General features: G+C 61.4%; 17 protein-coding genes. 8 read left to right on the top strand and 9 right to left on the bottom strand.

All coding sequences use genetic code 11. The features are described from left to right. Positions 1–232: 232 nt before the first annotated feature. The 3 genes from APH35_RS01955 (at position 233) to APH35_RS01945 (ending at position 3,737) form a co-directional block, all read left to right on the top strand. Positions 233–2,263, top strand: coding sequence for a hypothetical protein (locus APH35_RS01955; protein ID WP_060514116.1), 2,031 nt, complete (start codon positions 233–235; stop codon positions 2,261–2,263). A 133-nt stretch (positions 2,264–2,396) separates the two neighbouring features. After that, a complete protein-coding gene (locus APH35_RS01950) occupies positions 2,397–3,026 on the top strand; it encodes a riboflavin synthase (RefSeq protein ID WP_060514115.1) in 630 nt (209 codons plus the stop codon). Between the two features lie 9 nt (positions 3,027–3,035). Then, a complete protein-coding gene (locus APH35_RS01945) occupies positions 3,036–3,737 on the top strand; it encodes a YoaK family protein (protein ID WP_012272499.1) in 702 nt (233 codons plus the stop codon). Here APH35_RS01945 and proP read toward each other — a convergent pair whose 3' ends face one another. The 6 genes from proP to glaH form a co-directional block, all read right to left on the bottom strand. Then, positions 3,738–5,240, bottom strand: a complete 1,503-nt coding sequence (proP, locus tag APH35_RS01940) for a glycine betaine/L-proline transporter ProP (RefSeq protein ID WP_060514114.1) — start codon at positions 5,238–5,240, stop codon at positions 3,738–3,740. A gap of 140 nt (positions 5,241–5,380) precedes the next feature. After that, positions 5,381–6,355, bottom strand: coding sequence for a porphobilinogen synthase (gene hemB / locus APH35_RS01935; RefSeq protein ID WP_012272501.1), 975 nt, complete (start codon positions 6,353–6,355; stop codon positions 5,381–5,383). A 173-nt stretch (positions 6,356–6,528) separates the two neighbouring features. Continuing rightward, on the bottom strand, positions 6,529–7,422 hold the full coding sequence (locus APH35_RS01930; protein ID WP_012272502.1) for a PA4780 family RIO1-like protein kinase: 894 nt from the start codon (positions 7,420–7,422) through the stop codon (positions 6,529–6,531). A gap of 87 nt (positions 7,423–7,509) precedes the next feature. Continuing rightward, a complete protein-coding gene (gene gabP / locus APH35_RS01925) occupies positions 7,510–8,901 on the bottom strand; it encodes a GABA permease (RefSeq protein WP_060493701.1) in 1,392 nt (463 codons plus the stop codon). 150 nt (positions 8,902–9,051) lie between these two features. Next, complete coding sequence (gene lhgO, locus APH35_RS01920) at positions 9,052–10,302, bottom strand: L-2-hydroxyglutarate oxidase (RefSeq protein WP_012272504.1); 1,251 nt, start codon at positions 10,300–10,302, stop codon at positions 9,052–9,054. 114 nt (positions 10,303–10,416) lie between these two features. Continuing rightward, a complete protein-coding gene (glaH, locus tag APH35_RS01915) occupies positions 10,417–11,394 on the bottom strand; it encodes a glutarate dioxygenase GlaH (RefSeq protein WP_012272505.1) in 978 nt (325 codons plus the stop codon). Between the two features lie 196 nt (positions 11,395–11,590). Between glaH and csiR the strand changes: the two genes are divergently transcribed. From csiR to APH35_RS01900, 3 genes are all read left to right on the top strand, one after another. Beyond that, positions 11,591–12,286 carry a DNA-binding transcriptional regulator CsiR gene (csiR, locus tag APH35_RS01910; protein ID WP_012272506.1) on the top strand — a complete coding sequence of 232 codons (696 nt, stop codon included), beginning with the start codon at positions 11,591–11,593 and terminating at the stop codon, positions 12,284–12,286. A gap of 74 nt (positions 12,287–12,360) precedes the next feature. Beyond that, complete coding sequence (locus tag APH35_RS01905) at positions 12,361–13,041, top strand: response regulator transcription factor (RefSeq protein ID WP_012272507.1); 681 nt, start codon at positions 12,361–12,363, stop codon at positions 13,039–13,041. After that, positions 13,019–14,410, top strand: coding sequence for a sensor histidine kinase (locus APH35_RS01900; protein WP_012272508.1), 1,392 nt, complete (start codon positions 13,019–13,021; stop codon positions 14,408–14,410). Before APH35_RS01905 ends, APH35_RS01900 begins: the two co-directional genes overlap by 23 nt. A gap of 33 nt (positions 14,411–14,443) precedes the next feature. On the opposite strand, the gene cysS is transcribed toward APH35_RS01900, so the two are convergent. Further along, on the bottom strand, positions 14,444–15,826 hold the full coding sequence (gene cysS, locus APH35_RS01895; RefSeq protein WP_060514113.1) for a cysteine--tRNA ligase: 1,383 nt from the start codon (positions 15,824–15,826) through the stop codon (positions 14,444–14,446). A 9-nt stretch (positions 15,827–15,835) separates the two neighbouring features. Next, complete coding sequence (locus tag APH35_RS01890) at positions 15,836–17,539, bottom strand: glutamine--tRNA ligase/YqeY domain fusion protein (protein WP_060493141.1); 1,704 nt, start codon at positions 17,537–17,539, stop codon at positions 15,836–15,838. Between the two features lie 248 nt (positions 17,540–17,787). Between APH35_RS01890 and APH35_RS01885 the strand changes: the two genes are divergently transcribed. After that, a complete protein-coding gene (locus APH35_RS01885; protein ID WP_060493140.1) occupies positions 17,788–18,288 on the top strand; it encodes a peptidylprolyl isomerase in 501 nt (166 codons plus the stop codon). Beyond that, positions 18,285–19,007, top strand: a complete 723-nt coding sequence (locus tag APH35_RS01880; protein WP_012272512.1) for a UDP-2,3-diacylglucosamine diphosphatase — start codon at positions 18,285–18,287, stop codon at positions 19,005–19,007. Before APH35_RS01885 ends, APH35_RS01880 begins: the two co-directional genes overlap by 4 nt. Positions 19,008–19,073: 66 nt before the next feature. Here APH35_RS01880 and pvdQ read toward each other — a convergent pair whose 3' ends face one another. After that, entirely contained in the window at positions 19,074–21,383 is a 2,310-nt protein-coding gene (gene pvdQ, locus APH35_RS01875; protein WP_060514112.1) for a bifunctional acylase PvdQ, read from the bottom strand. Positions 21,384–21,565 lie beyond the last annotated feature (182 nt).

Here is a 21,565-nt window from a genome sequence, read left to right as displayed (position 1 = left end):
TCGGCATTGCTGAGCGCCCCAGTGAGAGAAAATCGGTACGCGAAGATTTTCCCCTGGCAACAAGCGCTCGATAAACCAGTAATTCGATGGAGCTGAATACAGGCACATGTACACACTGACTGCAATGTACAGCGTACCAGGCGTGACTTGGCAACAATTACCATGCGAGCAACCCGCTTCGTGCATGAGCGGTTGCCGTACTGCGAACAACGATAATTGTGTCTGCCAGCAAATGCGCGAGGCACTCGACCGCTATGCGGGCTTGTTCGCCAAGCTGCTCACGCCGCAGGTGTCACTATGGGGCATGCGCTGGGGTGAGCCCTACCATGTGGACTTTGTTACACGGAGCAGAACGGCAAGCTATTTCACCCTGTTGCCCATCAGCAATAGATTGATAAGCGGCACGGCAGTGGTACCAAATTATGAAACCTGCACATTGGAACCGACTTACAACACGCTCACATTCAGGGACTTAGACCTCGACATCTGGGCGCAATCCTTCATGTCCGCATTCGACGATTTCCTCGCCTTGATGACCAACGGCGCACCCACCGCGTTCGACGATACCGTCTATCAGCGGCTTGTAACGTTGAAGGAAACCCTTGCCAAAGTGCTTGCCACAGGTGTCGCTCCGGTTTTCGCCATGCAGTCAGACGGCGACCTGAGCGCCGCACGGGATCAGTTTGAGCAGCATGTGCAAACGTCGTTCTCAAATGCGTATCTGCATGCCTCGATTGTACAAATACCAGCCGCTGTCAGCACGCCGGTTCCATTGCGAGCTGAATCGAGCGTCCCGCGTTTCATAGGTACACTCATGGAGTTTGGCTATACGCACTCGCATGGAAATCGTTGTGTACTGGGTCACCAGGCTGGTCCCCAGTTCACAACGATGTCCATGCTTGAAGTACCAATGCCTAGGCGGGAATTCCCTCATCAACCGTCGCTGTTGAGTCAACGAGCAAAACTGTCCCACGAGGCGCGTGTCCAGGCCTCTGCCTGCACAGCGCTGCAGTGGAGTTATGAGGCGCAAGTGGAGTTGCCCGCACACGGTGCTCAAGACCAGCTTTGGGTAAGACTGGCCTACAACAAGCCAATCGATGAGCCGCTACAGGATTGCGACTCAACTGACATGGGTGATCACCAGGAAATGTTTGCCGCGCTTGCGTCATTCAATGTTGCCTGGCCGGTCTTGTGGCCACAGATGCAGGCATTGCAACAAGAGGCATCAGAACGGCATACCGATGGTCCCGCAAAGCAACGGGTAACTACTGCATTGCTGAATCAGTTTGAACACGTCATCCAAACATGGGCTAACTGGCGTTGGCCCACATGCGCAACTGTGCCGAGTGCGTCAACGGCTCCTCCTCCCGCTGATCAGGCAAGCGCTCTGTATGTTTTGGATTTCGCGGGCGCATCCAATGGGCGCAAGACGCTGCGCCTGTTCGCTCAAAGCACACAAGTGGAGGCAGGGTGTGGTCTTTCGAAGATGGGCTGGCCAACCATCAATGGCCAACACCCCTGCGGCGTAGCGTTTGCAGGTGAAGTAGCGGCACTCAATAACGACTCATGCTGGTATGTGGCACAGTACGATGATCAAGCGCTTTCAACGATGGACGAGCCTACTTTCAAATTCGTCTGGGCGAATATCGATATCGGAACATACCAGAGTGCTTGCTCGACCTGGTGGATTGTGCGAAACGCGAATCTTGAAGGTTCTGCGGGGGCGCGGACCAACTCAGCCTTGGTCTATCAGTCGCCGGCATCTGCTTTCAGCGCTCCCGTTGTGCCAAATATCATCCTACCAAGCCGCCAGTTCGCCTGCGATGGCAACGTGTTCACTGCTATCGAGCTTGCCTTGACGCCGTTCGCCAATGCAAGCCGTGCACGGCCCCGGGAATGTTGCCTCAGTATAGCCATGGGTTTGCGCTCTCAGATTACCGCCCCCAGTGCTGCTGCATTGGACGCTTGGTGCGAGGTTCCGATTCTGCTGGTAGACAATGTGAGTATTGCGAACGGTGACTCTGAAACTATCGCCGACAACGCCCACTCTTTTGCCACGCTGGTCGAGCAATTGGCGGATGGATTCATGCAGTGGTTCAATCACACGACCCCATCCTCAAAAAGCGCAATGTTAAAACTAGACGTCACGCTGTATTTCAACCTGAACGAAGTGTGGTTGCCAATTGCATCCGCGCCTGAACTACTTATCAGTATTCCTGCGGATGGAACGTTGTCCCGCCGAGGGGCTGGTTCTCACGCATGACTGCACGGAGGGAAGCCAGGCGGGTGTTTTTCCGAATTGGCAGGAGCAAAGCAAGGTCGTGCAAAGCCTTGCATTTACAGCGCTACGGGCATAGCGTTCGGGTGTTTTCTTTTCCGCGCCCAGGAGCAACTCCATGTACACCGGCATCGTCCAGGCCGTCCGCCCTCTGCTTGATGTGACCACCTACCCGGGCCACAACCAGTTCACCATCGACCTCACCCCAGAACTGCTCGAAGCGCTGAAGATCGGCGCCAGCGTCAGCGTCGAAGGCACTTGCCTGTCGGTCACCGAAATCGACGGCAGCCAGGTCAGGTTCGACGCCATGACCGCTACCCTCGAACGCACCAACCTGCGAAACTTCAAGGCAGGCCAAGGGGTGAACATCGAACGTTCAGCGAAGATGAACGCCGAAGTTGGCGGCCACCTGATGGCTGGCCACATCGCCACCACTGCCGAAATCGTCGAGCTGTCGATCAAGGAAACCGGCGCCTTCATCAAGTTCCGCATGCCGCCGGAATGGGGCAAGTACGTGTTTGCGCGTGGTTTCATCGGGGTCAATGGCTGCAGCCTGACCGTCGCTGATGTGGAGGACAACGTCATCACCATCAACCTGATCCCGGAAACCCTGCGTCAGACCACCTTCGCCAGCTACCAGGCCGGCGAACTGCTAAACATCGAGGTCGACCACCAGACCATGGTGCTGGTCGATGTGGTGGAGCGCACCATCAAAGGCACCCTGGCCCGCGAAAAACAGCTGCCTTGAGGCCTGCACATGCTGCCTAACGCCCTCACCGCGCGCACGGCCAAGCGTTTACGCCTGCAAGTACTGCGTGGCCGCGTCGGCCTCGGCCTGGTCGCCGCGCTGTCGGTGCTGGCCGGCATGACCGATGCCATTGGCCTGTTGGCACTGGGCGACTTCGTGTCGTTCATGAGTGGCAACACCACACGCCTGGCAGTGGCCATCAGTGAGGCAGATCTGGCCCTGGTGCTGCGCCTGAGTGGCGCAGTGCTGGGTTTTGTCGCGGGCAATGCATTGGGCGTGCTGATGGCGCGTGGCTTGGGCCGTCGGGCCTGGCCGGTGCTGCTGGTGGTTGCCGCACTGCTGGCGTTCGCGGCAGCGTGGCCATTGCCAGCCACCTTTCCGGCGCTGTTGGCCGCAACGCTGGCCATGGGCATGATCAATGCTGTGGTCGAACAGGTGAATGGCCTGCCCATCGGCCTGACCTACGTGACCGGCGCCCTGTCGCGTTTCGGCCGTGGCCTGGGGCGCTGGCTGCTGGGTGAGCGGCGCAACGGCTGGCGGGTGCAGCTGGTGCCTTGGGCCGGCATGCTGCTGGGGGCTGCGCTCGGCGCCTGGTTGCAACAACACCTGGGCCTGCAGGCCTTGGCCGGCAGTTGCGCGCTGGCCTGCATGCTGGCCCTGGTGTCGCGGTTCATCCCGCGCGCCTGGCAGCGTGGCTACATGCCGCGCTGATCATTCGATGCGCGGGTGCTGCTGGGCCAGCGTCTCGCGCTTGGCTTCCAGTTCGGCGATTTGCGCATCGATGTCCTCGATCTTCTGCTCGATGTTGTCGTGGTGCTCCTGCAGCAGCTCACGCGCTTCCTCGATGTCCGATGCCGCCGGTGCCGCGCCTCGCAGCGGCTTGTTGGCGGTTTCCTTCATGGTCAGGCCGGTCAGCAGGCCAATGGCGGCGATTGCCATCAGGTAGTAGGCCGGCATGTAGAGGTCGCCGGTACTCTCCACCAGCCAGGCAGCGAGGGTCGGAGTAAGACCGGCTATCAGCACCGAAATGTTGAATGCAGCGGCCAGGGCGCTGTAGCGGATGTGCGTAGGGAACATCGCTGGCAACGTGGAGGCCATCACGCCGATGAAAAAGTTCAGCAGCACAGCAATGATCAGCAGCCCGGCGAAAATCACCCCCAGCACGCCGCTGTTGATCAACATGAATGCCGGAATGGCCAGGGCGAACAGGCCAACACTGCCAACGATGATGAATGGCCGACGGCCAAACTTGTCGCTGAGCAGGCCGATCATCGGCTGCACGAACAGCATGCCGACCATGATCGCGATGATGATCAGCACACCATGGTCTTCGCTGTAGTGCAGGTTGTGCGACAGGTAGCTGGGCATGTAGGTGAGCAGCATGTAGTAGGTGACGTTGGTGGCGATTACCACACCAATGCAGGTCACCAGGCTGCGCCAGTGCTGGGTAGCCACCTCCTTGAACGACACCTTGGGCCCAGAAGCCAGGCCTTCACGGTCGCCCTGCTCCAGCTTGTCGACATGCTGCTGAAACGCGGGTGTCTCTTCCAGCGCATGGCGCAGGTAAAGGCCGATGATGCCCAGCGGCAGGGCCAGGAAGAACGGCAGCCGCCAGCCCCATTCAAGGAACTTCTCTTCACCGAGAATGGTGGATATCAGCACCACCACTCCAGCACCTAGCACAAACCCGGCAATCGAGCCGAAGTCCAGCCAGCTACCGAGAAAACCGCGCTTGCGGTCAGGGGCGTATTCGGCAACGAAGATCGAGGCACCGGTGTACTCGCCCCCCACTGAAAAACCCTGGGCCATCTTGGCCAGCAACAACAGTATCGGCGCCCAGATGCCGATGCTGGCGTAGGACGGTATAAGGCCGATGGCGAAGGTGCTGAGCGACATGATCACGATGGTCGCAGCGAGGATTTTCTGCCGCCCGAACTTGTCGCCCAAGGCGCCGAAGAACAACCCGCCCAATGGCCGGATCAGGAACGGCACCGAGAAGGTGGCCAGGGCCGCGATCATCTGCACGCTGGGGTCGGCATTGGGGAAGAACACCTTGCCCAGGGCGTAGGCGACGAAGCCGTACACGCCAAAGTCGAACCACTCCATGGCGTTACCCAGCGCAGCGGCGGTGATCGCCTTCTTCATCTTGGCGTCGTCGACGATGGTGATGTCCTTCAGGCCGATTGGCTGGACGCTTTTCTTGCGAGGTTTCATACCCGTATCCCTGTCGATGAATGCTCTAAGGGATCAGATACAACGGGACACTAAATAATTCAGCGCTTACTGATTTTTTGTGCATTGGCATAAAAAAGCCGCTGCAATAGCAGCGGCATTTGTTTGCTGAAGGCTGGGCTTCAGATACCTTCGCGGGCCAGGTCCATGGCGAAGTAAGTCAGGATCAAGTCGGCACCGGCACGCTTGATCGCGCCGATGCTTTCACGCACCACCCGGCCTTCATCGATGGCGCCGGCCAGGCCGCCAAACTTGATCATCGCGTACTCGCCACTCACCTGGTACGCCGCCAGCGGCAGGCGCGAGGCTGCGCGAATGTCGGCGATCACGTCAAGGTAGGCACCGGCCGGCTTGACCATCAGCACATCCGCACCTTCCTGCTCGTCGAGCAGCGACTCGCGCACCGCTTCGCGGCGGTTCATCGGGTTCATCTGGTAGCTCTTGCGGTCACCTTTCAGCGCAGTGCCGCCGGCCTCGCGGAACGGGCCATACAGCGACGAGGCGAACTTGGTCGAGTAGGCCATGATCGCAGTGTCGTGGAAACCGGCACCATCCAGCGCGCTGCGGATAGCCTGTACCTGGCCGTCCATCGCCGCCGACGGGGCGATAAAGTCGGCACCCGCCGCCGCCGCGATGACCGCCTGCTTGCCCAGGTTGGCCAGGGTGGCGTCGTTGTCCACACCGTGGTCATGCAGCACACCGCAGTGGCCGTGGCTGGTGTATTCGCAAAAGCAGGTGTCGGACATCACCACCATTTCCGGCACGGTGTCCTTGCAGATGCGCGACATGCGCGCGACCAGGCCGTTTTCGTTCCAGGTGTCGCTACCAGTGGCGTCCAGGTGGTGCGAGACGCCAAAGGTCATCACCGACTTGATACCGGCACGGGCATAGCGCTCGATTTCCTGGGCCAGCAGCTTCTCGGGGATGCGGTTGACACCGGGCATGCTGGTGATCGGCACGAAATCATCGATACCCTCCTCGACGAAGATCGGCAGGATCAGGTCTTCCAGGCGGAACTCGGTTTCCTGGAAGATCGTGCGCAGGGACTCGTTCTGGCGCAGGCGGCGGGGACGAACGGACGGGAATTGGTTGGACATGACAGCTCCAGGGCATTTTGAACGGCGTATACCTTATGCCTGTCGCGCGCCAGTGAAAAGGCCAAATGACGAGATTATGTCTTGCGTCAATGGCAAGGGCTGCTTCGGTCGCGTGCGCTCATGCGCCGGCCTCTTCGCGGGCGAGCCCGCGAAGAGGCCGGTGAGTCAAGCGGTTACTGCAGCCAGGGCGGCGTCGGCTCCTCTGCCTTGGCCGGCCCATGCTCCGCCTCGGCGCGCGCCGCACGACGGCGGGCGTCATCCATCCGGGCGGCGTCGATCTCCCGCATTACCCCGGTCACGTCAGCCTCGTGCTCGTCATCCTCGAACACCCCAGTCAGCGGGCTGTCAGGGAGCAATTTGCCGGCCTCGTACAACGCCCACATTTCCTGCGCATAGCGGGTGCTTTTCAGCTCCGGGGCAAAGCGCCCGAAATAATGGGCCATGTTGTCCACGTCGCGCTGCAGCATGCTGAAGGCATGGTTGTTGGCCGCCGCATCCACTGCCTGCGGCAAGTCGATGATCACCGGCCCGTCCGGGCCAAGCAGCACGTTGAACTCGGACAGGTCGCCATGCACCAGCCCGGCACACAGCATCAGCACGATCTGACGAATGACAAAGGCATGGAATACGCGGGCATCTTCGGCTTCAAGGTGCACATCGTTCAGGCGCGGGGCCGCATCGCCATCGGCATCGGTCACCAGCTCCATCAACAGCACGCCGTCCTGGAAGTCGTAGGGCTTGGGTACCCTTACACCAGCGCCGGCCAAACGGAACAGCGCCGCCACTTCAGCGTTCTGCCAGGCATCTTCGGCTTCTTTACGGCCGAACTTGCTGCCCTTGGCCATCGCGCGTGCCTGGCGGCTGTTACGCACCTTGCGGCCTTCCTGGTACTCGGCGGCCTGGCGGAAACTGCGCTTGTTGGCTTCTTTGTAAACCTTGGCGCAGCGCACCTGGCTGCCGCAGCGCACCACATACACAGCGGCTTCCTTGCCACTCATCAACGGCCGTAGTACTTCGTCGACCAGGCCGTCTTCGATCAGGGGTTCGATTCTTTTAGGTGTCTTCATCAGGCTGCGTTCAGGGTCCTGGCTTTGTTGGCGGACATCCTCTCACAGCCTGATGCGACTTGCTCGTCTGTCTTCAGGCCGGACGCATCAGGCGCCCTGCCCTACGCCCCCCACCACCACCGCGCGCGCCCGACGCCGGGTCACCAGCAGCCCCGAACACACCACCAGCACCGCCAGCACCATGGTCGACACCACTTCCAGGCGGTGATCCGGCCGGAACAGCATCAGTACCAGTACGCCGCTGATGAACAGGATCACGCCCCAGGTCAGCCACGGGAACAACCACATGCGGTAGCCCAACGTCTTACCCTGTGCAGTCAGGCGCTGGCGCAGACGCAGCTGGGAAATGGCGATGACCAGGTACACCAGCAGGGCAATGGCGCCGGAACTTGCCATGAGGAAGCCGAACACCTTGGCCGGTACCAGGTAGTTGGCGATCACCGCCAGAAATGCAGCACCCGTGGACAACAGCACCGCCACCACCGGCGTACCACTGCGGCTGGTTACCTGGGCACAGGCCGGGGCGTCACCGCGCCGGCTCAGGGAATAAACCATGCGTGAGGCGGTGTACAGCGACGAGTTGAGGCAGCTGGTCACCGACGTCAGCACCACGAAATCGATGATGGCCTTGGCATTAGCCACGCCAAGTGTATCCAGCACCGTGACATAAGAACCTTCGGTAGCCAAGCGAGGGTCGGTCCACGGTACCAGTGCGATCACGATGAAGATCGACAGGATGTAGAACAGGGTAATCCGCCAGATCACCGAATTGGTGGCCTTGGAAATATGCTTGCCCGCCTCGTCGGATTCGGCGGCGGCAATGGTCACCACCTCGGCCCCGAGGAACGAGAACATGGTGATCAGCATCGCGCTCAGCACCGCACCAAAGCCGTTGGGCATGAAGCCGCCGGTATCCCAAAGGCGCGAAACGCCGCTGACGCCGGACCCCGGCAACAGGCCGAAAATAGCGCAAACGCCAAGGGCAATGAAGCTGACGATGGCCACCACCTTGACCAGTGCCAGCCAGAATTCGAACTCGCCGTAGTTCTTCACGCTGAACAGGTTGGTGGCGGTCAGCAGCAAGGTGATCACCAACGACAAGACCCAGATCTCCATCTGCGGGACCCAGGAGTTGATGATGGTAGCGGCGATATTGGCCTCGATCGGGATGATCAGCACCCAGAACCACCAATACAGCCAACCGATGGTGTAGCCGGCCCATTTGCCGATGGCGAGGTCGGCGTAAGTCGAGAACGAGCCGGTATCCGGCGAGGCAACCGCCATTTCGGCCAGCATCCGCATTACCAATACCACCAGCCCGCCTGCCAGGATGTAGGCCAGGATGGTGGCCGGGCCTGCTTCGGCGATGGCGCGGCCAGAACCGACAAACAGGCCGGCGCCGATCACGCCGGCAATGGACAGCATGGTCACATGCCGTGATTTCAATCCATGACTCAAATTGTTCTTGTGGGTTTGCATGGCGCTACCTTGTTGTTTTTGTCATGCCCACGCTGGGGCCGCCGGCTGCACGTCACCGACGCAGGCGCGAAAAAGCCCGCCCTGCCCTAAATGGTGAGTAGGGCAGTTCGGGTTGAGTAAAACGAAACCGCAAGAGGTGCTACGGCGGTGTCAGCTAGCCGCCCGCTGGTTGGCAGCCAGGTCTGCTTTGGGGAAGCTGCCGCCCTGGAGGCTGACCTGCTCGCAAACTTTCTCGACGATATAGGCGCCGATCGGGATAGCCGAGGTGGCAGCTGGCGACGGTGCGTTGCACACGTTGACGCTGCGCGCGGTGTTGACGAACAGGAAGTCGTCGATCAGCTTGCCATCACGCGATACTGCCTGGGCACGCACACCAGCCGGGTAAGGCGTGAGGTCGGCCTTGGTGATGCTCGGGCAGTATTTCTGTACTTGCTTGAGGTACCCGCCCTTGAACAACGAGTTCTTCATCTCGATCAGGCCCGGGCGGAAGTTCTTCGCCAGCACCTTGAGGATGCCAGGGGTGGTCAGGGTCTGGAACAAGTCACTGGGGCTGACGTCGGTCTTGCGGTAGCCCTCGCGTTTCATCGCCAGTACAGCATTGGGGCCAACGGTGACGGTGCCGTCGATCATGCGGGTCAAGTGCACACCCAGGAAAGGCATCGACGGGTCGGGGATCGGGTAGATCAGGTGGTTGACGATCTGGTTGTGCTGTTTGGGCAGCAGGTAGTACTCGCCACGGAACGGGCAGATTACGAACTCGGTGCGCAGGCCCAGCATGCTCACCACTCGGTCGGCCATCAGGCCCGAGCAAGTCACCAGGAAACGGCTGCGGAACTCGTCGCGCTGAGTGCGCACGATCACTTCACTGGCCTGCTCCTGCAGGCCGACCACCTCGGCGCCATAGCGGATTTCACCACCAGCACGTTGGAATTCGGCGCCCATGGCAGCAGTGACTTCAGCGTAATTGACGATGCCACTGGACGGCACGAAGATGCCACCCATGCCAACGATGTTGGGCTCGCGCTCGCGCAATTCGTCAGCCGACAGCCAGTAGCGTTCCAGGCCATTGGCCGCAGTACGCTCCCACAGCGCCTTCATGCGCTGCATTTCCAGGTCGTTCGTGGCTACCAGCAGCTTGCCGCACTCATCGAAGCGGATGCCGTGCTGGGTGCAGAAGGCTTTGGTGGCCTTGTTGCCTTCCAGGCAGAAGCGCGCCTTGAGGCTGCCGGGGGTGTAATACACACCGGCGTGGATCACGCCGCTGTTGTGGCCGGTCTGGTGGCGGGCCGGGCCAGACTCTTTCTCCAGCAGGAGAATCTTTGCGTCCGGGTAGACCTTGATCAGGTGCATGGCCGTGGACATGCCCACAATGCCACCGCCAATAATGATGAAATCGTACACAGCCTTACCTCACACGCAGGCATTGCCTGGCTTGCTCACCGAGGCCCGCGCGGGCCCAGGTGGCATCGTTTTGTGCAAAGACGCGTGGGCGGGCGCCCGCCCCGCGCCCTGTCATTATTGCCCGCGCTGGTACAGCGGTTTAGGGAAAGCGACGTAACCACGCTGGCGCATCAGTTCGCGGCGCAGCCCCTCGTGCGGGGTGAAGCGGTCGCGGCCATGCAGCCAGAACAGGTTGTTGATCAGCAGGAAGCTGCCCACCCCCACCGGTACCGAAACCTTCTTCTCGCTGCCTTCCAACGAATCGGACAAGGCGTTCAGCCAGATGCCTTCCTCGTAGTTTTCCGGCTGCACGAACTGGTCAATGTAGCGCATGGTCGGGCGGCCTTCGGCATCGGTGTCGAATACCGAGTGGAACACATCTTCGGCCACCTTCTTGCTCGGCGGTGCGGTCCAACGCATTTCGCGGCGTGCCATCGGGTGACGGAAGAATTCGTCGCACTGCTCCCAGTCGTCCAGGTGCAGCAGCAGCGAGTTGCCGCCTTCCATGTTCTTTTCGTCGATTTTCAGCATCAGCACGTAGTCGGTGATCTGGTTCACGAACGTGCCGTCGTTGTGCAGTTCCATGACCCGGTGCGGCTGGCGCAGATAGCTGTCGGAGTTATCGCTGTTGACCACCACGAAGCGCGCGTAGAACTGGCCACTCATGGCGTCGTAGTTGGAACGGCCGATCAGGTGTGCACAAGCGGTGGTGAACTTGACCATGTCCTCGGCCTGGCTCACGTCGTCCAGGCCGACAGGGGTAATCAGCATGCCGCCGCTGGCGCGGTCGAGGATGGTGTTGAGCAACACCGGGCGCAAGGTGCCCTGGCACAACTCGTCAAGGATTTCGCCTACACGAAAACGCAGGAACGACTTGTACTCCAGTGCCTGTACCGGCCATTGGGCAACCGCCTGCACGAATGCTTCGACGGTTTCCCGGGCAAAGGTCAGTTCCAGCAGGCGCGGCGACTGTTTCGAGGGGGCAATGGTGTAGCCCTGCGGTTCGAGCGGCAGCGGCATGACAAGTTCGTCGATCTGCGTAAAGGCGTTCATGGCAGTGTCCTGGCAAAAAAAGTTGTGTGGCGCCGTCCGGTAGTGACCTGGAGCAGTGCGGGCGAGGTAAAAATATCGCTACAAACTCAAAATGTCTACATTTTTATCATTCAGCGACATTAGACTTTTTTGTCCATTGTTTTTCGTCGGCAGAGGGTTTCGGTATGATCGGCAAAACGTTTTGAGGAACAGGATCTTGGAAGCGCTCGCCCCCCGACAAAACTCAGCATTCAGCGGGTATGAGAGGCTCAAGAAGGACATCATCCGCGGCGTGTTCAAACCCGGTGAAAAACTGTTGATGAGCGCCCTCAAGGAACGCTACGACCTGGGCGTGGGCCCGCTGCGCGAAGCACTGTCACAACTGGTGGCAGAGCACCTGGTCAACGCGATAAGCCAGAAAGGCTACCGGGTGGCGCCCATGTCGCTGGACGAGATGAACGACATCTATGATGCCCGCGCCAACCTGGAAGCGATGATCATCGCCCTGGCCATCGAACGCGGCGACGACGCCTGGGAGGCCTCGGTGCTGGCCCACTCGCACACCCTGGCCAAAGTGGTGGAGGTGAAAACCCGTGAACAGCGCCTGGACGTGTGGGACGAACGGCACAAGGCGTTCCATACCGCCATCGCCTCGGGCTGCGGCTCCAAGCACCTGCTGCAAGCGCGCACCTACCTGTTCGACCAGGCCGAACGCTACCGCCATCTGTGGCTGACGCAGACGGTGTTTTCCGAGCAGGCGCTGGAGCTCAAGCGCCAGGAGCATGCAGCGCTGGTCGAGGTGATTCTCGCCCGTGATGCCAAGCGCGCCAGCGCCATGATGCGCTCGCACCTGATGACCCCGGTGCCGATCATTGCGCAGATCATGCATGCTGAAGGTATCGGCGCACGCTAGATGAATTTTTCTTAAATCGCCGGTTGTCTATTCTTTGGCACAATCAAATCTCTATTAGATGCCCAGGAACCAGCATGCCTCGCGTACTGACCATCGAAGACGACGCCGTCACCGGCCAGGAAATCGTCGCCGAACTTACCAGCCACGGCCTGGAGGTGGATTGGGCCGACAATGGCCGTGAGGGCCTGGCCAAGGCCATTGCCGGCGGCTACGACCTGATCACCCTGGACCGCATGCTGCCCGAGGTCGATGGCCTGACCATCGTCACCACCCTGCGCAGCCTCAAGATCGCCACGCCGATCCTGATGATCAGCGCCCTCTCCGACGTCGATGAGCGGGTGCGCGGCCTGCGTGCCGGCGGTGACGACTACCTGACCAAACCGTTCGCCTCCGACGAGATGGCCGCGCGGGTCGAGGTGTTGCTGCGCCGCAACAGCGTGCCCATGACCCAGACCCGCCTGCAGGTCGCCGACCTGCAACTGGACCTGATCAGCCACGAAGCGCGTCGCGGTGACAACACGCTGAACCTGCTGCCCACCGAGTACAAGCTACTGGAATACCTGATGCGCCACAGCGGCCAGGTAATCACGCGGATGATGATTTTCGAGGAAGTCTGGGGCTACCACTTCGACCCGGGCACCAACCTGATCGACGTGCACATCGGCCGCCTGCGCAAGAAAATCGACTCCCCCGGCCAATCGCCGCTGATCCGTACGGTACGGGGCTCCGGCTATGCCATTGCTGAACCCGTCTAAAGGCTGGAGTTCCTCGACCAGCCGCCTGCTGGCGCTGTACAGCTTTCTGTTCGTGGCCTGGAGCAGCATCCTCATGGGGGTGCTGTACTTCGAGGTGTCCAGCTACCTGAACAAACTCACCCGCCACTCCATGCTGCAGCGTCAGCACCTGTTCGCGCACATGAGCGGCAAACAACTGGACGACGCCCTGATCGCCAGCCAGGCCTTCGAGGAGCGCAGCTTCGATGCCTATGGCTTGTTCGACACCCAGCTCAACCCGATTGGCGGCAGTGTGCGAGCCTTGCCCCCGGAGCTCAGGCTGGACGGCAAGATCCATGAATTGAAACGCTGCCTGGATGCCGACGACCCACACCTGCCCCGCGACAGCTGCGACGCGGTAGCGATCAAGGTACAGGATGGCCGCTGGTTGGTACTGTTCCGCGACAACGGCTCACTGTTCGTGGTTACCCGGATCATTCTCGATGCCCTGCTCTGGGGTATCTCCTTGACGCTGATCCCAGGCTTTGCCGGCTGGTATTTGTTGCGCCGCCGCCCGCTCAAGCGTATCCGTGCGATCCAGGCCCAGGCCGAGCTTATCGTCGCGGGTGACCTGACTCACCGCCTGCCCTTGTCGGCCAGGCGCGACGAACTGGACATGCTGGCCGCCATCGTCAATGCCATGCTCGACCGCATCGAGCGGTTGATGCACGAGGTCAAAGGCGTGTGCGACAACATTGCCCATGACCTGCGCACCCCGCTGACCCGCCTGCGCGCCCAGCTTTACCGCATTCGCCAGCAAAGCGACGTGGATTCCGCGCAAGCCGAGGCGCTGGACCAGGCCATTGGCGAAACCGACACCTTGATGGCGCGCTTTCGTGGGTTACTGCGCATCAGCGAGCTGGAAGACCGCCAGCGCCGGGCTGGTTTCGTCCAGCTGGACCCTCATGAACTGCTGGTCGAACTGCACGACTTTTACCTGCCATTGGCCGAGGATGGCGGCATTCATCTGGAATTGCACCAGCCCGCACAGCTGCCGGCTCTGCACGGTGACCGCGAACTGCTGTTCGAGGCGCTGGCCAATCTGGTAGGCAATGCGATCAAGTTTACACCCGAGGGTGGGCAGGTGCGGATTTTCGCGACACAGGACGATACCGGCGTGCACCTGGCCATCGAGGACAGCGGGCCGGGCATTCCCGAAGAAGAGCGTACTGCGGTGCTGAAGCGGTTCTACCGCAGTGATGAAGGCCACCGCCATGCCGGGTTCGGGCTGGGGTTGTCGATCGTTGCGGCGATCGTCGACCTGCATGGGTTTGGGCTGGAGATTGGAGAGAGCGAGCTGGGTGGGGCCAGGTTAGTGCTGCACTGCCCGCTCGCGGGGCTGGCCAAGTAAAAGCGGGGCCGCTTTGCGGCCCCTATACGCCGATCAGTCAGCCAGACGCCAGGTAGTCGCGCCCTTGCTGTCTTCCAGCACTACGCCCATGGCGGTGAGCTGGTCGCGAATACGGTCCGACTCTGCCCAGTTCTTGTCCGTACGCGCCTGCAGACGCGCCTGGATCAGGCCTTCCACCTCGGCAGCATCGACCTTGCCTTCGGCACCCGCACGCAGGAAGTCATCGGCTTCCAGCTGCAGCACACCCAGCACATCACCCAGCTCGCGCAGGCGACCAGCCAGGCCGGCAGCCGCTTCCAGGTCGCTGTCGCGCAGGCGGTTGATCTCGCGCACCAGGTCGAACAGCACAGCGCAGGCTTCAGGGGTGCCGAAGTCGTCGTTCATCGCCACGCTGAAGCGCTCGACGAACGCTTCGCCACCCTTGGCCGCCACCCGTGGCAGGCCGCGCAGGGCGTGGTAGAAGCGCTCCAGCGCGCCCTTGGCATCACGCAAGCTGTCTTCCGAGTAGTTGATCGCGCTGCGGTAGTGGCTGGCCACCAGCAGGTAGCGCACCACTTCCGGGTGATACTTTTCGAGCACGTCACGGATGGTGAAGAAGTTGTTCAACGACTTGGACATCTTCTCGCCATTGATACGGATCATGCCGCAGTGCATCCAGGCGTTGGCGTACTGCTTGCCAGTGGCCGCCTCGCTCTGGGCAATCTCGTTCTCGTGGTGCGGGAACTCCAAGTCGCTGCCGCCACCGTGAATGTCGAAGCTCTCACCCAGGCAGCAGGTGGACATCACCGAGCACTCGATGTGCCAGCCCGGACGACCTGGGCCCCATGGCGACTCCCAGCTCGGCTCGCCCGGCTTGACGCCTTTCCACAGCACGAAGTCCAGCGGGTCCTGCTTGGCTTCGTCGACCTCGATGCGTGCGCCGATGCGCAGGTCTTCGATTTTCTTGCGCGACAGCTTGCCATAGCCGACGAACTTGCCGACGCGGTAGTACACGTCGCCATTGCCCGGGGCGTAGGCGTAACCCTTGTCGATCAGGGTCTGGATCATCGCGTGCATGCCGGCGATATGGTCGGTGGCACGCGGCTCCTGGTCCGGCGGCAGGATGTTCAGGCGACGCTCGTCTTCGTGCATCGCGTCGATCATGCGGGCGGTGAGCGCGTCGAAGGTTTCGCCGTTCTCGTTGGCCCGATTGATGATCTTGTCATCGATGTCGGTGATGTTGCGCACGTAGGTCAGGTCATAGCCGCTCTTGCGCAGCCAGCGGGTGACCAGGTCGAAGGCCACCATGCTGCGACCATGGCCCAGGTGGCAGTAGTCGTACACGGTCATGCCGCACACGTACATGCGCACCTTGTTGCCATCCAGCGGCTTGAAGGTTTCCTTCGCTTTGCTCAGGGTGTTGTAAATGGTAAGCACGGTGGTTCCTCAGCTGCCCCAGGAGTCACGCAGGGTGACAGTGCGGTTGAACACCGGGCGGCCCGGCTGGCTGTCTTTCAGGTCGGCGCAGAAGTAGCCTTCGCGCTCGAACTGGAAGCGGTCCTCGGGCTGCGCCTGCGCCAGCGACGGCTCGGCACGGCAACCGCTGAGCACTTGCAGCGAACCAGGGTTGATGTTGTCCAGGAAGCTGCCGCCCTCCTCGGTCTTTTCCGGGTTCGGCGAGCGGAACAGGCGGTCGTACAGGCGCACTTCGCACTCGACGCTGCCCTCGGCCGGCACCCAGTGGATCACGCCTTTGACCTTGCGGCCTTCAGGGTTCTTGCCCAGGGTGTCCGGGTCGTACGAGCAACGCAGCTCGACGATGTTGCCGTCGGCATCCTTGATGGCTTCGTCGGCGCGGATCACGTAGCTGCCACGCAGGCGCACTTCACCAGCCGGTTCCAGGCGCTTGTAGCCCTTCGGCGGCTCTTCCATGAAGTCGTCGCGGTCAATGTACAGCTCGCGGGAGAACGGCAGCACGCGCACACCCATGTCTTCCTTCGGGTGACGTGGCAGCTCAAGCTGCTCGACCTGGCCTTCGGGGTAGTTGGTGATGACCACTTTCAGCGGGCGCAGCACGCACATGGCGCGCGGTGCGGTGCGGTCCAGGTCGTCACGGATGCTGAACTCCAGCATCGACATGTCGACCACGCCGTCGGAACGGTTGGTGCCGATCATTTCGCAGAAATTGCGGATCGAGGCCGGGGTGTAGCCACGGCGACGGAAGCCCGACAGGGTCGACATGCGTGGGTCGTCCCAGGCGTCGACGTGTTTCTCGTCCACCAACTGCTTGAGCTTGCGCTTGGAGGTGATGGTGTAGTTCAGGTTCAGGCGGCTGAACTCGTACTGGCGCGGATGTGCCGGCACCGGCAGGTTGTCGAGGAACCAGTCGTACAGCGGACGATGCCCTTCGAATTCCAGGGTGCAGATCGAGTGGGTAATGCCCTCGATGGCGTCCGACTGGCCGTGGGTAAAGTCGTAGTTGGGGTAGATGCACCATTTGTCACCAGTCTGGTGATGGTGGGCATGGCGGATGCGGTACAGGATCGGGTCACGCAGGTTCATGTTCGGCGAGGCCATGTCGATCTTGGCCCGCAGCACGCGCTCGCCGTCCTTGAACTCGCCGGCCTTCATGCGGGCGAACAGGTCGAGGTTTTCTTCCACGCTGCGCTCGCGGAACGGGCTGTTCTTGCCCGGCTCCTTGAGGTTGCCGCGGTATTCCTTGGCTTGCTCAGGGGTCAGGTCGCAGACGTAGGCCTTGCCCTGCTTGATCAGCTCGACCGCCCAGTCGTGCAACTGGTCAAAGTAGTCGGAGGCATAACGCACGTCGCCGGCCCAGTCGAAACCCAGCCACTTGACATCATTCTGGATGGCGTCGATGTACTCCTGGTCTTCCTTGGCCGGGTTGGTATCGTCGAAACGCAGGTGGCAGACGCCGCCGAATTCCTTTGCCAGGCCAAAGTTGACGCAGATCGACTTGGCGTGGCCGATGTGCAGATAACCATTGGGCTCCGGCGGGAAACGGGTGACGATGCTGCTGTGCTTGCCCGAGTCCAGGTCGGCCTGGATGATCGGCCGCAGGAAGTTCGCAGGGACAGCGGGGGCGCCTTTGGCAGCGGCGTTGGGCGCGTTGTCGGCAGTGGGCTTGCTCATAGGATCCTTGAATGCGTGTGTCCAGCCTGGGTAGGCCGATTGAATCAAAGGGCCTATCATAGCCGAAGCAGTCAAGCTGCTGACAGTCGGGCCCAAACAAACTGATGTGATTTATCACGGCTTTTTGCCGCAGCCTGGCAAAATGGCCAGTGCGCGCCATGTGTCGAGTTCGCTTGATCCTGCGTCAGGTGATAACCCGCGCACTGCGCACCCTAATTTCTGATTGCCTTGAAAGAGCGAGTTTCAGCATGTCCAAAGTCAAACTGAGCACCAACCACGGCGACATCGTCCTGCAGCTGGACGCCGAGAAAGCGCCTCTGACTACCGAAAACTTCGTTCAGTACGTCAAGGACGGCCACTACGATGGCACCGTATTCCACCGTGTCATCAAGGGCTTCATGATCCAGGGCGGCGGCTTCGAGGCCGGCATGAGCCAGAAGAAAACCCGCGCCAGCATCCAGAACGAAGCCGACAACGGCCTGAAGAACAAGAAGTACAGCATCGCCATGGCCCGCACCATGGAGCCGCACTCCGCCTCGGCGCAGTTCTTCATCAACGCCTCCGACAACGACTTCCTCAACCACAGCGGCAAGAACGTGCAGGGCTGGGGCTACGCCGTGTTCGGCGAAGTGATCGAAGGCCGTGAAATTGTCGACGCTATCGAAAAAGTCGCCACCGGCTCCAAAGCGGGTCACCAGGACGTACCGAAAGACGACGTGATCATCGAGAAAGCCGAGATCATTGAGTGATACTGCTGATCTCCGATCTGCATCTGCAAGAAGAACGCCCGGATATTTCCCGGGCGTTTCTTGATCTGCTCGATGGCCGTGCCCGCCACGCCAAGGCGCTGTACATTCTTGGCGACTTTTTCGAAGCGTGGATCGGTGACGATGCCATGACGCCCTTCCAGCAGTCGATCTGCCAGGCCATGCGCCGGCTGAGCGACAGCGGCACGGCCATCTACCTGATGCACGGCAACCGTGATTTCCTGATTGGCCAGGCCTTCTGCGACGCCGCAGGCTGTACGCTACTGAGCGACCCCAGCGTGATCGAGCTGGGCGGTGAACAGGTGCTGCTGATGCATGGCGACACTTTGTGCACCCGCGACCTGGGTTACATGAAAATGCGCCGTTTGCTGCGCAACCCGCTGAGCTTGTGGATTTTGCGCCACCTGCCGTTGTCGTCCCGCTACAAGCTGGCGCGCAAGCTGCGCAGCGAAAGCCGCACGCAAACGCGGATGAAATCCACCGAAATTGTCGACGTCACGCCGGAGGAAGTACCGAAGGTGATGGCGGCGCATGGCGTGCGCACGCTGGTGCATGGCCATACCCACCGCCCGGCGATCCACAAGCTGATGGTCGATGGGCAGCCAGCACGGCGCATCGTGCTGGGCGACTGGGACCGCCGGGGTTGGGCCCTGCAGGTTGACGAGCAAGGGTTCCAGCTGGCGCCGTTCGAGTTTTCCTGACCCCGACACCAGCGGGTTGCCAGCACTGGCCACTTCGGGGGTGACCCGCGAAGTGGCCAGCATGCCTTACTGCTGCGCCATTGCCCCCTTGTCCCGCTCACTGATCACCGATTCCCGGTACTCAGGGTCCGCCTTGATCTGTGCCTCGGTAAACGGTATCAGCGCCAGTTGCTTGGCCGCGAAGGCCTTGGTCTGGTCACTGGCGTGCGCCGAAGCGGCCTCGCTGGACTGCGAGAACGCCAGCAGCCCACGCGCCTCTGGCCCTTTGTCGGTGAAGCTGACCAGTTGCAGGTAGCTGGTACCACTGACCACCAGCCGCTTGCCGTGCCCGTGCGGCACGCTGTAAATGGCGTTGTACACCCCCAGCGCCTGCGGGCCACCCGGTACCGGCGTGCCATCAAGCGCCTGCTGCACCTGCCCCCAACGCGCCTCCCCGGCCACGCCACTCTCACTTACCTGCTTGATCGACGCCAGTGCTGCATCGTGTACCAGCTTACGCACCGCGGCTTGCTCGACCGCAAGGCCGCGCGGGGTGTGCTGCGGGTCGGCCGGGTCGAACGCCACCCGCCAGCTTTCCGGGTGCTCGGCCAAGGCAGTGAACAGATTCTGGAAATGCACCAGGCCAATGCCACTGTCCAGGTCGGCCTTGCCGTTCCAGGCAGCCAGGCTGCTGCACACGGCCTGCACATCCGCGCTGGCACCCTTGCACCATTGCAGCAGGTCCGGCAGCACCAGGCTGGCCAGGTAGACCTCGTCATCGGTGACCATGCGCTGCAGCTCATCCACACCCAACCGGGCGGTGCCTTGCAAACGCTGCAGGGCAAAACGGCCACGCATGCCCAGCGGCTGGTCATTGCGGCTGACCAAGGGTGAGTAGCCGGTCAGCGGCTGTGCAGGGTTCGCCATCCAGGCCGGGTCGTTGGAGTTTTGCACGAAGTCTTCACGCTCGAGGCTCGGCAGCAAGCGGGCCGGGAAAATGCCCGGTTGCGCCGCCTGCGCGTCCACCTTCCACTGGCAGGCGCTACGCGAACCATCCAGCACCACCACGCGCCCTTGCGCCTGCGGGTTGCTGCAGGTATCCAGCAGTTGCTGGTCGACATAGGGCACGACCGACTGGTTCAGGTACAAAGCCCGCCCACCCTGGTCCACGGCCAGCGTGTTGACCCAAGGGATGCCTTGCAACTGCTCGACCGAACCCTTCAATGCCGCGAGGCTGTCGGCACGGTTGATCTGGTACCACTGCTGCAATACACGTGTGTTCTCAAGGTTGGCGTCACGCAAGCTGTAGGCCGCATGCACATCCCAGTCCAGGCGACCTGGCCATTGCACCACCGGGCCGAACTGAGAGCTGTAGACCTGCCGCGCTACCTGGCTCAGGCTGCCATCCTCGGCCTTGACCGCCACACGGATGGTTTGCCGGGCCAGCGGTAGCGACCTGCCATCGAGCAAGTAGCGCGTCGGGTCCTTGGGGTCGAGCTGCAGGCGGTAGAGGGTGAAGTGCTTAGAGGTGTCGACGGTGTGCGTCCACGCCAGGTGCTGGTTGAAACCGATGTTGATCATCGGCAGGCCCGGTAATGCTGCGCCCATCACGTCGAGCTGGCCTGGAATGGTCAGTTGCATCTGGTAAAAGCGCATGCCGCCCATCCACGGGAAGTGGGGGTTGGCCAGCAACAGGCCGCGGCCATTGGCCGAACGCTGCGCACCTACTGCCACAGCATTGCTGCCACGCTCCGAGGCGAACCGCTCCTGCCGGGCCAGCGCAGCGGCAAAACCCGCTGAGGATGCCTGGCGGGTCAGTGCTGGAGGGTGTGCCCCCGCCAGCGCCTCGACGAACTGCCCGACACCGCCCTCGGCCAGCAACCGGCGGGTCAGTTTGACCAGGTCCTGGCTGCTGATAGGCCGCACCCACTCACCCTCGCCGCATTCGGCGGGCAGCCCTTGGCCACGGCGCTCGGCCAATGCCCGGTTGTAGCCGCTGGCATAACCCGCCAGCAGTGCCTGTACCGGCGCTGGCTGTGCCTGCAGGAACGCATCGACCGCCGCAGGGCTGTTGAGCCAGGTGAAAAACAGGTCGCTGGCCAGGTTGTCACGCTGCTCCAGGGTCTTGCCCTTGGCGCCGAAAAAGCGCGATCGCTCACCGCTCACGGTCAGCACTTCATTGGCCAGCAGGCACAGGTTGTCCTGGGCATAGGCATAGCCAACGCCATAACCCAGGCCGCGCTCATCCTTGGCCACGATATGCGGCACGCCAAAACTGGTGCGGCGGATCTGGGCACTGGTATCGGCTACGGCGGGCTGCGCCTGTACGCCGATACTGAAGGCCACCAGGGCAGCGGCCAGGCCGGCGCACGTCATGGGACGGGAAAGTGGAAACACGGGCACTCCTCGGATTCGGGGGTCATCCCGATCAGACGAATGGCCAGATGAAAATTTTACGTATTACAAGGCGATGGAACGTCTTGATGAGGAGCAGGCATTTTTTTTACGAGTGGGTTGCAGTTTTTGCGTTCTCATTCGTCCTAGTAAGTGAGGCAACCACATTTCGGGTTCGTCCACGA

It is taken from the genome of Pseudomonas sp. NBRC 111132 (assembly GCF_001320565.1).
Classification (GTDB): Bacteria; Pseudomonadota; Gammaproteobacteria; order Pseudomonadales; family Pseudomonadaceae; genus Aquipseudomonas; species Aquipseudomonas putida_P.
Note: the sequence above shows the minus strand (reverse complement) of the source record. Positions and strands in the feature narration are given on the sequence as shown.

What these genes read in the sequence shown, in the direction of transcription:
- APH35_RS01955 (WP_060514116.1), top strand. Translation starts at nt 233, where the DNA reads ATGCGCGAGGCACTCGACCGCTATGCGGGCTTGTTCGCCAAGCTGCTC.
- APH35_RS01950 (WP_060514115.1), top strand. Translation starts at nt 2,397, where the DNA reads ATGTACACCGGCATCGTCCAGGCCGTCCGCCCTCTGCTTGATGTGACC.
- APH35_RS01945 (WP_012272499.1), top strand. Translation starts at nt 3,036, where the DNA reads ATGCTGCCTAACGCCCTCACCGCGCGCACGGCCAAGCGTTTACGCCTG.
- proP (WP_060514114.1), bottom strand. Translation starts at nt 5,240, where the DNA reads ATGAAACCTCGCAAGAAAAGCGTCCAGCCAATCGGCCTGAAGGACATC.
- hemB (WP_012272501.1), bottom strand. Translation starts at nt 6,355, where the DNA reads ATGTCCAACCAATTCCCGTCCGTTCGTCCCCGCCGCCTGCGCCAGAAC.
- APH35_RS01930 (WP_012272502.1), bottom strand. Translation starts at nt 7,422, where the DNA reads ATGAAGACACCTAAAAGAATCGAACCCCTGATCGAAGACGGCCTGGTC.
- gabP (WP_060493701.1), bottom strand. Translation starts at nt 8,901, where the DNA reads ATGCAAACCCACAAGAACAATTTGAGTCATGGATTGAAATCACGGCAT.
- glaH (WP_012272505.1), bottom strand. Translation starts at nt 11,394, where the DNA reads ATGAACGCCTTTACGCAGATCGACGAACTTGTCATGCCGCTGCCGCTC.
- APH35_RS01905 (WP_012272507.1), top strand. Translation starts at nt 12,361, where the DNA reads ATGCCTCGCGTACTGACCATCGAAGACGACGCCGTCACCGGCCAGGAA.
- APH35_RS01900 (WP_012272508.1), top strand. Translation starts at nt 13,019, where the DNA reads ATGCCATTGCTGAACCCGTCTAAAGGCTGGAGTTCCTCGACCAGCCGC.
- APH35_RS01890 (WP_060493141.1), bottom strand. Translation starts at nt 17,539, where the DNA reads ATGAGCAAGCCCACTGCCGACAACGCGCCCAACGCCGCTGCCAAAGGC.
- APH35_RS01885 (WP_060493140.1), top strand. Translation starts at nt 17,788, where the DNA reads ATGTCCAAAGTCAAACTGAGCACCAACCACGGCGACATCGTCCTGCAG.